The 12,110-nt window shown below is 55.1% G+C and carries 14 protein-coding genes; 7 read left to right on the top strand and 7 right to left on the bottom strand.

The window, feature by feature from the left end:
* Positions 1-108 precede the first annotated feature (108 nt).
* Positions 109-1,008: an AraC family transcriptional regulator gene (locus ACOTXC_RS04305; RefSeq protein ID WP_017382749.1), complete on the top strand. Its 900-nt coding sequence runs from the start codon at positions 109-111 to the stop codon at positions 1,006-1,008.
* 45 nt (positions 1,009-1,053) lie between these two features.
* Here ACOTXC_RS04305 and yghB read toward each other — a convergent pair whose 3' ends face one another.
* Positions 1,054-1,713: a DedA family general envelope maintenance protein YghB gene (gene yghB, locus ACOTXC_RS04300; RefSeq protein WP_015571869.1), complete on the bottom strand. Its 660-nt coding sequence runs from the start codon at positions 1,711-1,713 to the stop codon at positions 1,054-1,056.
* A 142-nt stretch (positions 1,714-1,855) separates the two neighbouring features.
* Complete coding sequence (gene metC, locus ACOTXC_RS04295) at positions 1,856-3,043, bottom strand: cystathionine beta-lyase (protein ID WP_045623055.1); 1,188 nt, start codon at positions 3,041-3,043, stop codon at positions 1,856-1,858.
* A 251-nt stretch (positions 3,044-3,294) separates the two neighbouring features.
* Here metC and exbB point away from each other — a divergent pair, with 251 nt between their 5' ends.
* Complete coding sequence (gene exbB / locus ACOTXC_RS04290; RefSeq protein WP_023298602.1) at positions 3,295-4,026, top strand: tol-pal system-associated acyl-CoA thioesterase; 732 nt, start codon at positions 3,295-3,297, stop codon at positions 4,024-4,026.
* Between the two features lie 4 nt (positions 4,027-4,030).
* The gene (exbD, locus tag ACOTXC_RS04285) at positions 4,031-4,456 is read left to right on the top strand and encodes a TonB system transport protein ExbD (RefSeq protein ID WP_023298601.1); all 426 of its coding nucleotides are present in this window, start codon (positions 4,031-4,033) and stop codon (positions 4,454-4,456) included.
* A 91-nt stretch (positions 4,457-4,547) separates the two neighbouring features.
* Here the strand turns inward: exbD and ACOTXC_RS04280 are convergent, their stop codons facing one another.
* A complete protein-coding gene (locus ACOTXC_RS04280; protein WP_023298600.1) occupies positions 4,548-4,985 on the bottom strand; it encodes a hypothetical protein in 438 nt (145 codons plus the stop codon).
* Positions 4,978-5,382 carry a hypothetical protein gene (locus tag ACOTXC_RS04275; RefSeq protein WP_023330187.1) on the bottom strand — a complete coding sequence of 135 codons (405 nt, stop codon included), beginning with the start codon at positions 5,380-5,382 and terminating at the stop codon, positions 4,978-4,980. Before ACOTXC_RS04275 ends, ACOTXC_RS04280 begins: the two co-directional genes overlap by 8 nt.
* A gap of 102 nt (positions 5,383-5,484) precedes the next feature.
* Here ACOTXC_RS04275 and ACOTXC_RS04270 point away from each other — a divergent pair, with 102 nt between their 5' ends.
* Together ACOTXC_RS04270 and ACOTXC_RS04265 are read left to right on the top strand one after the other, a co-directional pair.
* Positions 5,485-5,988: an ESA_00282 family adhesion-associated protein gene (locus ACOTXC_RS04270; RefSeq protein WP_023298598.1), complete on the top strand. Its 504-nt coding sequence runs from the start codon at positions 5,485-5,487 to the stop codon at positions 5,986-5,988.
* A 43-nt stretch (positions 5,989-6,031) separates the two neighbouring features.
* Positions 6,032-6,520, top strand: coding sequence for a TIGR00645 family protein (locus ACOTXC_RS04265; RefSeq protein WP_006811956.1), 489 nt, complete (start codon positions 6,032-6,034; stop codon positions 6,518-6,520).
* A 113-nt stretch (positions 6,521-6,633) separates the two neighbouring features.
* Here the strand turns inward: ACOTXC_RS04265 and ACOTXC_RS04260 are convergent, their stop codons facing one another.
* Positions 6,634-7,674, bottom strand: coding sequence for an aldo/keto reductase (locus tag ACOTXC_RS04260; RefSeq protein ID WP_023306937.1), 1,041 nt, complete (start codon positions 7,672-7,674; stop codon positions 6,634-6,636).
* Positions 7,675-7,756: 82 nt separating this feature from the next.
* Between ACOTXC_RS04260 and yghX the strand changes: the two genes are divergently transcribed.
* Positions 7,757-8,644 (top strand): YghX family hydrolase, encoded by an 888-nt coding sequence (gene yghX, locus ACOTXC_RS04255; protein WP_421767432.1) that lies wholly within the window; start codon positions 7,757-7,759, stop codon positions 8,642-8,644.
* Between the two features lie 113 nt (positions 8,645-8,757).
* Positions 8,758-10,305: a methyl-accepting chemotaxis protein gene (locus tag ACOTXC_RS04250; RefSeq protein ID WP_161177561.1), complete on the top strand. Its 1,548-nt coding sequence runs from the start codon at positions 8,758-8,760 to the stop codon at positions 10,303-10,305.
* Positions 10,306-10,307: 2 nt separating this feature from the next.
* Here ACOTXC_RS04250 and fucR read toward each other — a convergent pair whose 3' ends face one another.
* Together fucR and yghU are read right to left on the bottom strand one after the other, a co-directional pair.
* Entirely contained in the window at positions 10,308-11,057 is a 750-nt protein-coding gene (gene fucR / locus ACOTXC_RS04245) for an L-fucose operon activator (protein WP_058677012.1), read from the bottom strand.
* A gap of 76 nt (positions 11,058-11,133) precedes the next feature.
* The gene (yghU, locus tag ACOTXC_RS04240) at positions 11,134-12,000 is read right to left on the bottom strand and encodes a glutathione-dependent disulfide-bond oxidoreductase (RefSeq protein WP_023306934.1); all 867 of its coding nucleotides are present in this window, start codon (positions 11,998-12,000) and stop codon (positions 11,134-11,136) included.
* Positions 12,001-12,110 lie beyond the last annotated feature (110 nt).

The following is a 12,110-nucleotide window of genomic DNA, read 5'->3' as shown; positions in this document are numbered from 1 at the left end:
CAATGCACATTCCTGCCGATGTCTTGCCCATTTCTACAGCACGCTGGAGAAACGGGAAGAAAATGCGCACACTGTCAGCGTCGGAAACCGTACCCGGAGTAACTGAAAATGAACCGTGATGCCATCTGCCGCCAGCTAACGTCGCAGATTAAAAGACTGATAGATAACGGAAATGATTCGGCTGAGCTGTTGCCGGATATCCGATTGCTCTACGGTACCCAGCCCGGAACGCGCACCCCGGTGATGTATCAGCCCGGCATCGTGTTTCTCTTTTCTGGCCATAAGATTGGCTATATCAATGAGCGCGTGTTCCGTTACGACACCAATGAATATCTGCTTCTGACTGTACCTTTACCCTTCGAATGTGAAACTTTCGCGACAGAGGAGGTACCGCTGGCCGGGATCCGCGTCAACGTCGACATTCTCCAGTTGCAGGAGTTGCTGATGGAGATTGGGGAGGACGAACTTTTCCGGCCGTCGATGGCGGCAAGCGGTATCAACTCCGCGACCTTATCGGAGGAAATTCTCTGCGCGATTGAACGCCTGTTAGACGTGATGGAAAGGCCTCTGGATGCGCGTATTCTCGGAAAGCAGATTATCCGCGAAATTCTTTACCATGTGCTGCTGGGACCGGGCGGCGGGGCGCTGCTGGCGCTGGTAAGCCGGCAAACGCACTTCAGCCTGATTAGCCGCGTGCTGAAGCGCATCGAGAGCCAGTACACGGAAAACCTCAGCGTTGATCAGCTGGCGGCGGAAGCCAATATGAGCGTCTCGGCGTTTCACCATAACTTTAAATCCGTCACCAGCACGTCGCCGTTGCAGTACCTCAAAACTTACCGTCTGCATAAGGCGCGGATGCTGATGATCCACGATGGCATGAAGGCCAGCGCCGCGGCGATGCGGGTCGGGTATGAAAGCGCGTCGCAGTTTAGTCGGGAGTTTAAGCGTTACTTCGGCGTCACGCCGGGGGAAGATGCGTCACGTATCAGAACCATGCAGGGAGCGTGAGGGGAAACGGAGGCCGGGTGAGCGGTAGCGCCACCCGGCTTTTATTTATGCGCTGCAATACTTTTTCTTGATCACCACCGCAATGGTACCCACCAGCCCTGCAACCAGCAGGAAAATCGGCAGGATCATCAGGAAGGTCATCACCTGGTCTTCATGGCGCTTAACAAAGGGGATCATATTCAGCGCGTAGCCGAGCGTGGTAACCACGCCCACCCAGAGCAGGGCGCTCAGCCAGTTGAAGAACTGGAAGCGGCGGTTAGAGAGGCCTGAAATACCCGCCATGGTAGGCAACAGGGTGCGAACGAACGCCAGAAAACGCCCGGCAAGCAACGCCAGCAGGCCGTGACGGTCAAACATGCAGGTCGCGCGCTGATGATATTTATGCGGCAGCTGCGCCAGCCAGCCTTTCACCACGCGGGTGTTTCCAAGCCAGCGCCCTTGCAGGTAGCTCAGCCAACAGCCGAGACTGGCCGCAGAGGTGAGGATCACCATTGTCGGTGCGAAGTCCATCACGCCCTTGCCGATTAACGCCCCTGCGAGCAGGAGCAGGCTGTCACCGGGTAAAAATGAGGCTGGCAGTAATCCATTTTCCAGAAACAGCGTCGCGAACATCACGAAATAGACAATCCCGACGACATGTGGGTCCGCCAGCGCGGCAAAATCGTGTTGCCAGAGCGCCGTGATGATATTTTGAATAACAGCCATGGACTTTCCTGTGGAACAGCAGATATAACGCTATTGTACTCCCAATTTTGCCTGTCGGGGTTGATCGCAGGCGCATCTCATACAGACTTTTCTGCTTGCGGTGTTCAGAATAGCGTCCAGGGAGTACATGTCAGCCAGCACTTTACACGATGCGCTCAAATCCTGCCGATAAATCCGCAATTAAATCGTCCACATTTTCCAGCCCGATATGCAGGCGGATTAAGGTCCCCTCGAAGTCCACCTCGCCGCCCGGGCGCAGGGCCGCAATCTGCTCCGGCTGATTGGGCAGGATCAACGATTCAAACCCACCCCATGAATAGGCCATGCTGAAGAGGGTAAAGTTATCCAGATAGCTTGCCAGCTCGGCGTCATTCAGGCGCTTCTTGAGAACAAATGAGAACAACCCGCTGCTGCCCGTAAAGTCACGTTGCCAGTATTCGTGGCCCTTGCTGCCAGGCAGCGCCGGATGGTTAACGCGCTCCACCTGTGGATGCAGCGCCAGCCACTGTGCAATTTGCAGGCTGCTTTCGTGATGCTGACGCAGACGCACGCCGAGCGTACGGATGCCCCGGCTGGTCATGTAGGCGGTATCGGCATCCACCATCTGGCCCATCAGGTAGGCGTTTTCACGCAATTGCTCCCAGCAGCGGGCATTAGATACCGCCGTACCGATCATGCCGTCTGAGTGGCCAATCAGGTATTTGGTCGCCGCCTGAATGGAGATATCGATGTCAAATTCCAGGGCTTTAAACAGCACACCTGCCGCCCAGGTGTTGTCGATCATAATGATCGCTTCCGGCGCTATGCTGCGCACCGCCTTCACGATGGCCGGGACATCATGCACTTCCATGGTGATGGAGCCGGGAGATTCCAGGAACACAACGCGCGTGTTGGGCTGAATAAGCCCGGCAATACCGGCCCCAATCAGCGGATCGAACCAGCTGGTGGTGACGCCGAGCTTGCTGAGTATTTTGGTGCAGAAGTCCTGGCTTGGCTCGTAGGCGGTATTGGTCATCAGGACGTGGTCACCCTGTTCCACAAACGCCAGAATGGTATTGGCGACCGCCGCCGCACCGCACGGGAACAGCGCGCAGCCCGCGCCGCCCTCCAGTTCGCACATGGCTTCCTGCAACGAGAAATGGGTTAACGTGCCACGGCGACCGTAAAACAGCCCGCCCTTCGCGCGATTACGCGTGGCGATTTTTTTATCTTCGACGGTATCAAACACCAGCGAGGAGGCACGCTGGATCACGCTGTTGACCGAGCCCTGGGTGTATTTTTTACTGCGTCCTGCCTGCACCAGCGTGGTCTCAAGCTGCTTTTTAGTCATGTTCGCTAACCCTATTTTTATACGTCTGGACGTCCAGACTACCACGATTGTCACAATGTGCATCCGGATGCTTATCGAATAAGCAGAAAATATTATCAAATATTCGCATAAGAAATTTTTACTGCGTAAGCGCAAGGAAAGTGAGCGAAAATTACGGCACTATGTAAATACTAATGAGAACTACTATCAATTCGACGACGTTTTGATATTATTACGTTCAGATTGTGTGATTTGCGTCCTGGAGATACAGAGTGGGTAATAATTTGATGCAGACGGATCTCTCCGTTTGGGGCATGTATCAACATGCTGACATCGTCGTTAAGGTTGTGATGATCGGCCTGATTCTGGCGTCCGTGATCACCTGGGCTATCTTCTTCAGCAAGAGCGCCGAACTTCTTTCACAAAAACGCCGCCTCAAGCGTGAGCAGAAGCAGCTGGCGGAAGCCCGCTCTCTGGATCAGGCTTCTGATATCACCTCATCCTTCCATGCGAAAAGCCTGACTACCCTGTTAGTGAACGAAGCGCAGAACGAGCTGGAACTCTCCGCAGGCAGTGAAGATAACGAAGGCATTAAAGAGCGTACCGGCTTCCGTCTGGAGCGTCGCGTTGCGGCCGTGGGTCGTCATATGGGCCGCGGTAACGGCTACCTGGCGACTATCGGCGCTATCTCCCCGTTCGTCGGCCTGTTCGGTACCGTCTGGGGCATCATGAACAGCTTTATCGGTATCGCCCAGACGCAGACCACTAACCTTGCGGTCGTCGCGCCGGGTATCGCAGAAGCGCTGCTGGCAACGGCTATCGGTCTGGTTGCCGCTATCCCTGCGGTAGTTATCTATAACATCTTCGCGCGCATGATTGGCAGTTACAAAGCCACACTGGGTGACGTTGCCGCGCAGGTTCTGCTGCTGCAAAGCCGCGATCTGGACCTGAACGCCAGCGCCGTTAAACCGGTGCATGCGGCGTCCAAACTGCGCGTAGGTTGATTGTATGGCAATGCGTCTTAATGAAAATCTGGACGATAACGGTGAAATGCATGAGATCAACGTGACGCCGTTTATCGACGTCATGCTGGTTCTGCTGATTATCTTTATGGTTGCCGCGCCGCTGGCGACGGTGGACGTGAAGGTGAATCTGCCAGCGTCCTCCAGCCAGCCGCAGCCGCGTCCGGAAAAGCCTGTCTACCTGTCCGTGAAGGCCGATAAGTCCATGTTCCTGGGCAACGATCCGGTGACGGATGCCTCGGTTATTCCGGCGCTGGACCAGCTGACCGGCGGCAAGAAAGACACCACCGTCTTCTTCCGCGCGGATAAAACCGTCGATTATGAAACCATGATGAAGGTAATGGACACGCTGCATCAGGCGGGATACCTGAAGATTGGTCTGGTCGGCGAAGAGAAAGCGGCCGCGAAGTAAAACGAAGGCGAAGCCGCCTTCCGTGCCGGGTGGCGGCTTCGCCTTACCCGGCCTACAATCTCAGGCTAGCGCCGCCGGGCGAACCACGTTGTCAGCAGTTAGAAGATGTTGTTGACGCCTCTTCATCGAGCGCCACGCAGGTGACGTTTGATGTGCGATAGTTGCCTTCCGAGAGTTTACGGGTCAGGCGCAGGGTGGCTGTCTCGCGTGCCAGCAGGTACTGATAGTTCGTCTCCAGTCGCCCAAGGATCTTCTCTTTAAGCTCAGGGCGCAGCTCAATAATGGCGTTCATCACCGCGCCGTAAATCTCCTCTTTGGCCTGCAAGGCATAAATTTCCCGACGGTTCTGCCATTTCAGGCGCACCAGCGTGGCCGGAATCGAAACCAAGTCCTGCGTTATTCGCGTCATCTCGTCATTTTTTATCTTTTTCAGGGCGTCGAGATTCTGCTTTAAGATAAATTCATCGCTTTTCTTATCATCTAAAGTCAAATAAACGTTATTACCGCTATCATCATTCACGTTAATCATCCCCCAGGTTATAAAAAATGGGATTGCTTTTTTCACGCGTAATTAAGTTAAGCCAAATTTCATTGCCAGCTTCATTTATTTGCTGTGTTTTCTCGGCCATTATTTGACTTAGAGCCTGGGCATCTATTTCCCCTTCGGCCTGTAAATCATTTAGCAGATGAACTAAGGCTTCAATCTTGATGGCACGAAATAACCGTTCTTTTAAATGGCGATCGTGCTCTTCCAGCACCATATTACGGGATTTGCCGGTGCGTGAAACACCAATTAATATATCGGCTTCATAGTCGGAGAGTTTTCTTTTTCCTTGAGTGAAATTCGCCTCTTTATCTGCTTCCGTCGAAGGCTGTTCCACAGGCGTAATGTGGTACTTTGCCGGGACAAGATTGTCGGGCAGCATTTTAATTTCCTTTAATTTCAAAAGGGTGGGGTTGGAAAAAGGGTGAGATTCGTTGACAATATCATGAGGCAATTTTAAAATCAAAAAAAATGGAGCCTACCCATGAACAGCATTTTCTTCACGGTCGTAACGTTACTATTACTGACCGCTGGCGTGCTTTTATTGATGCAAGAGTTCAATAAAACGAAAGTGTCAAATGACGCCAGTGAACCACCGCAGCCTGAATTGATGTCCAAAGAGGAGGGGGAAGATCATTTCTCCGTCTTGATGAACGCCGTGACGCCAGTCTGGTACTGGCGGGTGAATCACGAATATATCGATTTTCTCCATGCGACAATTAAGCGAATGAAAATGGCCGAAATTAATGATACGCCCGGCCTGTTCGACGCGCAGCGCCGCTGTAGCGACCTTAATTCGGCGGTCTATAAATATTACGACAATATCAAAAAACGCTGTCTGAATGGCGAGAAGGTGTCGTATTCCGATTTAGACGTATTAAATCTGCGCCAGTGTTTTCGCGAGTTTAGCCTGGAAGCCTACCCGGAACTGGTCGCACTGGTCTGGCCGGAGTATGCGCGTCCGGATGTGGATCCCAACGAGGTATAGTTGAGATATACTGAGCGCTGGTTTCGTTTGCAGACAGGATTTTATGGAACGCTTCTTTGAAAACGCAATGTATGCCTCTCGCTGGCTGCTCGCACCCGTCTATTTTGGTCTCTCTCTGGCGCTGGTCGCCCTGACGATCAAGTTCTTCCAGGAGATATTCCACGTCCTGCCAAACATTTTCTCCGTGGCAGAAGCCGATTTGATTCTGGTTCTGCTGTCGCTGGTGGATATGACGCTGGTAGGAGGATTACTGGTGATGGTGATGTTCTCCGGTTATGAGAATTTCGTCTCTCAGCTTGATATCGCCGAGCACAAAGAAAAGCTCAACTGGCTGGGGAAAATGGACGCCTCATCGCTGAAAAATAAAGTCGCGGCGTCGATTGTGGCGATTTCGTCTATTCACCTGTTACGTGTCTTTATGGATGCTAAAAACGTCCCGGATAATAAGCTGATGTGGTATGTGATTATCCACCTGACGTTTGTACTGTCGGCGTTTGTGATGGGGTATCTGGATAAGATCAGTAAGAAATAAATTTACCAGGCCCCTCACCCTGCCCTCTCCCCAGAGGGGAGAGGGTGTTCAAGTTCCCTCTCCCCTCTGGGGAGAGGGTTAGGGTGAGGGGCGAAAGCATCGGACCGCACTATTTATTTATCCGACGACGCCTGCCACAAATTCAGCTCACCATCCGCCACGTGCTGGTCAATCCGCGTCAGTTCATCTTCGGTAAAGCACAGGTTATTCAGCGCCTGAACGTTCTCTTCCAGTTGCTCCGGGCGGCTCGCGCCAATCAGCACTGACGTTACACGTGTATCTTTCAACAGCCAGCTTAGCGCCATCTGCGCCATCGTCTGCCCGCGCGCGTGCGCCATCTCGTTCAGCAGACGAAGGCTGCTCAGGTTGGCTTCGGTCAGCATTTTCTCCGTCAGGCCGCGTACTTTTTTCCCTTCGCGCTGCATACGTGAACCGTCCGGAATACCGTTCAGGTATTTCCCGGTCAGCAGGCCCTGCGCCAGCGGGGTAAAGGCGATACAGCCCGTTCCGTTTTTCTCCAGCGCGTCCAGCAGACCAGTCTTGTCGACCCAGCGGTTAAGCAGGTTGTAAGACGGCTGGTGGATCAAAAGCGGGATCTTCCACTCGCGCAGCAATTCGGCCATCGCCGTCGTGCGTTCCGTGGAGTAGGACGAAATGCCGACGTACAGCGCTTTTCCGCTCTGCACCGCGTGTGCCAACGCGGCGGCGGTCTCTTCCATCGGCGTGTTTTCGTCTACGCGGTGAGAATAGAAAATATCCACATACTCCACGCCCATGCGTTTCAGGCTCTGGTCGAGGCTGGCGAGCAGATACTTACGTGAACCACCCGAACCATACGGTCCTGGCCACATGTCGTAGCCCGCTTTGGTGGAGATGATCAGCTCGTCGCGATACCCGGCAAAATCTTCTCGCAGCAGGCGGCCAAAATTTTCTTCAGCGCTGCCTGGAGGGGGGCCGTAGTTGTTGGCAAGGTCAAAATGGGTAATGCCGAGATCGAAGGCCTTACGCAGCAGCGCGCGCTGGGAATCGAGCGCCTGAACGTGGCCAAAGCTGTGCCACAGACCCAGCGACAGCGCCGGTAAGCGCAGGCCGCTTTTGCCGCAGTATCGGTACTGCATGTTTTCGTATCGGCCGGTGTAAGGGTGCCAGGACATGATGTCTCCTTTCTTATCGGTGAATTTTCGAAACAGCGTTTTTATTCTAAGCTTATCAAATCATAAATCATGGAGATAAGCGATGACGCGCCTGACTGCCAAAGATTTTCCGCAAGAGCTGCTTGATTACTATGACTATTACGCCCACGGTAAAATCAGCAAACGCGAATTTCTGAATCTCGCGGCGCGCTATGCCGCAGGCGGCGTAACGGCGCTGATGCTGTTTAATATGCTTAAACCCAACTACGCCCTCGCGGAGCAGGTTAAATTCACCGATCCCGATATTCGTCCGGAATACATCACTTATCCCTCGCCCAATGGTCACGGCGAAGTGCGCGGTTACCTGGTGAAGCCGGCCAAATCTACCGCGAAAACGCCCGCGGTAGTGGTCGTGCATGAGAACCGGGGGCTGAATCCGTATATTGAAGACGTGGCACGACGCGTGGCGAAAGCGGGGTATATCGCGCTGGCTCCCGACGGCCTGAGCTCGGTGGGGGGATACCCCGGCAACGACGACGAAGGAAAGGTTTTGCAGCAGAAGGTCGACCCGACAAGGCTGATGAACGACTTTTTTGCCGCCATAGAGTTTATGAAAAATCATCCGGAAGCCACCGGGAAGGTGGGGATTACCGGTTTTTGCTACGGCGGCGGCGTATCGAATGCCGCCGCCGTAGCGTATCCGGAACTCGACTGCGCGGTGCCCTTCTATGGTCGTCAGCCGCGGGTGGAGGATGTGCCAACAATTAGCGCGCCGCTCCTGCTTCATTATGCCGAGCTGGACAAAAATATTAACGAGGGCTGGCCTGCCTATGAGGCCGCGCTGAAATCAAATAATAAGGTTTATGAAGCGTATATCTACCCCGCCGTAAACCATGGATTTCACAACGATTCTACCCCACGCTATGACCAGCCCGCAGCCGAGCTGGCCTGGTCGAGAACGTTAAGCTGGTTTAAAAAATATCTGGAATGATAAGCCCTGCTTAAATAAATCATCACAAAGGGTTATCTTTTCCCCTGTCCCTGCCGATAACGAGGGTAGTACTCGCCTCTGGGCGAATTCACCCTCACGGCAAGGAATACTCAATGAAGATGCTTCGTAATTTCACCATCCGTTTCGTCATGCTGACGGTACTGGGGATCTTTTGTGTCATGTGGGCAGGCGTGGGGCTTTATAGCACCTGGTCTCTGTCTCGTGTTTCTGATGGTAATGACGTTGACCGCCAGCTGGTCAGGCAAATGACGGTGCTGAGCCAGGGCAACGATCAGTATTTCCGTTTCGTCACCCGCCTGAGCCGGGCGATGGAAGCTAAAGCAGCGGGCGGCACGCCGGACCTGGCTCCTGCTCAGCAGGCGCTGGATAACATGAGTAAAAAGCTGGCAGAGATGAAGGCTATCTCCCCGGGCCCGATGGATGAAAAGGTCTCTGCGCAGGTGATTTCCACCTGGCAGGCGCTGCTCGATCGGGGCGTTACGCCTCAGATGGTGCAGGCAAAGCAGGCGACGCTCGAAGGCTATCGTCAGCATGCCAACAACGTTACGCCGCCGCTAAGCCGCGCGTTTGGCGCCGCGGTTGAGAACTTTAACAATTCTGCGGTGAAGGCGCTCGACAGTACGCGCGTTGTGGTCGACAGCCTGACCAGCATGACCCGGACGGTGATTATCACCGCCACGATCGTGGGTCTGCTGATCCTGCTGTTCACCGACCGCTACCTGGTGGCGCTGCTGGTAAAACCGCTGGAGCGTATCCGTCAGCAGTTCCGCCAGATTGCGCAGGGCGATCTCAGCCAGCCGATTGAGCCCATTGGCCGCAACTGCGTGGGGCAACTGGTTCCGCTGCTGAGCGCCATGCAGGACAGCCTGCGGGAGGCGGTCAGCACGATTCGTTCCGGCAGCGAGAATATCTGGCGCGGGGCAACGGAGATCTCCAGCGGGAATAACGATCTCTCTTCGCGTACCGAAGAGCAGGCCGCTGCGCTGGAAGAGACCGCGGCCAGCATGGAGCAGCTTACCGCAACGGTGAAGCTGAACGCCGAAAGCGCGCGCCAGGCCAGCCAGCTTGCGGATGTCGCCTCCAGTACGGCCAGCCGCGGCGGGTCGCTGGTAGACGATGTGGTCACGACCATGAGCGGCATTTCGGACAGCTCGAAGAAAATTGCTGAAATCACTACCGTTATCAACAGCATCGCCTTCCAGACCAATATTCTGGCGCTGAACGCCGCGGTGGAAGCGGCTCGGGCCGGGGAGCAGGGGCGCGGCTTTGCGGTCGTGGCGGGTGAGGTGCGTAATCTGGCCAGCCGCAGCGCGAATGCGGCAAAAGAGATCGAAGGGCTGATTGCGGATTCCGTTGCCCGCGTGGAGCAGGGGGCGCAGCTGGTGAACGATACCGGCACGACGATGGAAGCTATCCTGCGCGACGTGAAGGAGGTGACCGTCATTATGAAGCAGATCGCCACCGCGTCAGAGGAGCAGAGCAAAGGTATTTCTCAGGTCGGCGTAGCCATCACGCAGATGGACGGCGTGACCCAGCAGAATGCCTCGCTGGTGGAGCAGGTTTCCGCCGCTGCGGCCGCACTGGAACGGCAGACCGAAGAACTCCAGCGCTCAGTGCAGAAGTTCCGTCTCTCCGCGTAACATCATCGCGTCAGGCCGTCTCTGGCGGCCTGACATTTATCGCTCTGAATAATCTGTGTCACCTGCGACAGCTGACCGATTTTCACTTCGCTTGCCCGCATAAATTTACTTTTGTCGATCAGCAGCAGCGACTGGCTGGCCCGGTTTAACAGCAGCGCCTTAAAGCCCGCGTTGTGCTCGGACGGATCCCAAAGGACGCCATGCTCATCAACCCCTTCACACGAGAAGATAAACAGATCGATCTCCAGCCCTTTAAGCTGCGTCACCAGCGCCGGATTAACATAGCAGCGATACTTACGCTCAAGCGTTCCGCCGGAGCAGATAAGCGTGATCCGCTCGCGCTTTGCCATCTCGTGGCAGACAGGCAGGCTATTGGTAAACACGGTGAGTTCGATATCCGGAAGCTGGCGCGCCAGATGAAAGCAGGTCGAGCTGGCGTCGAGGGCGATGGTCATCCCTTCGCTGATCCAGCCCAGCGCGTGTCGGGCAATATCGGCTTTGTCGGCATAATGGCTTTTCAGGCGTGCGCCAAAGGGTTCACCGCTGTCGCGGCTGTCCGGGTGAATCAGACGCGCACGCCCATGCTGGCGCAGAAGTTTCCCCTGCTGCTGTAACGACTTCAGATCCCGGCGGATCGTCTCTTTGCTGACGGAGAGCTTTTCAGCCAGGGCATCGGTGGTCAGCCAGTCACTTTTACTCAGCAGGGTGATGATGCTCTGCTGTCGGGTCGTTTTTAGCGTCTGGTCTGACATTCGAGGATCCTTGCTCACGCGTGCTGACTCATTTTTCTCATCGCAGAAGAGGGGCGGCGAACCGCCCGGTCATGGGTCAATCCTGACGTTTATCTTCCGTCTGGGTATCGAAGTCGCTCGCTGAATGGCGCTCATGCAGCTGCTCGTTCAGCTCGCCGTTGGTGCGGTTAACAATGCGCCCGCGTTTAACGGCCGGGCGATTCGCCACATCTTTTGCCCAGCGCTGCACGTTGGTGTACTTCCCGGCGTCGAGGAATTCGGCGGCGTTGTAGACGCTGCCCAGCGCCACGCAGCCAAACCATGGCCAGACTGCCATATCCGCAATGGTATATTCCTCACCCGCTACATAACGACCGCGCCCCAGCTGCTTGTCCAGCACGTCGAACAGGCGTTTAGCTTCCATGGTGAAGCGATCGATAGCGTACTCAATCTTCACCGGCGCGTAGTTATAGAAGTGGCCAAAACCGCCGCCGAGGAACGGGGCCGCGCCCTGTAACCAGAACAGCCAGTTCAGGGTTTCCGTACGTCCAGCCGGATCTTTTGGCAGGAAGTGACCAAATTTCTCGGCCAGATAGAGCAGGATATTGCCGGATTCAAAGACGCGCGTCGGCGGGGTGGTAGAGTGGTCACGCAGTGCCGGGATCTTCGAGTTCGGGTTCACGTCGACAAAACCGCTGGAGAACTGATCGCCCTCACCGATGCGGATTAACCATGCGTCGTATTCCGCGCCCGTCACGCCCAGCGCCAGCAGCTCTTCCAGCATGATGGTAACTTTCTGTCCATTCGGCGTACCCAGAGAGTACAGCTGGAGCGGGTGCTCGCCCACAGGCAGCTCTTTCTCGTGCGTAGCGCCCGAGACGGGACGGTTGATATTGGCGAACGCGCCGCCGTTATTCTGTTTCCATTCCCACACTTTCGGTGGCTGATAGGTGTTATCTGACATGTTGGCCTGCCTTTTTGGTGTTGTGTTGAGGCAGTGTAGCAGGAGATAGGGGAACCGTTTAACGATGCGAGCGTAATGGGCAGGGCGGGTGTATGATAACGCCACCTCTG

This window comes from Enterobacter cloacae complex sp. IR5428 (assembly GCF_049238585.1).
In the GTDB taxonomy this organism is placed as follows: Bacteria; Pseudomonadota; Gammaproteobacteria; order Enterobacterales; family Enterobacteriaceae; genus Enterobacter; species Enterobacter intestinihominis.
Note: the sequence above shows the minus strand (reverse complement) of the source record. Positions and strands in the feature narration are given on the sequence as shown.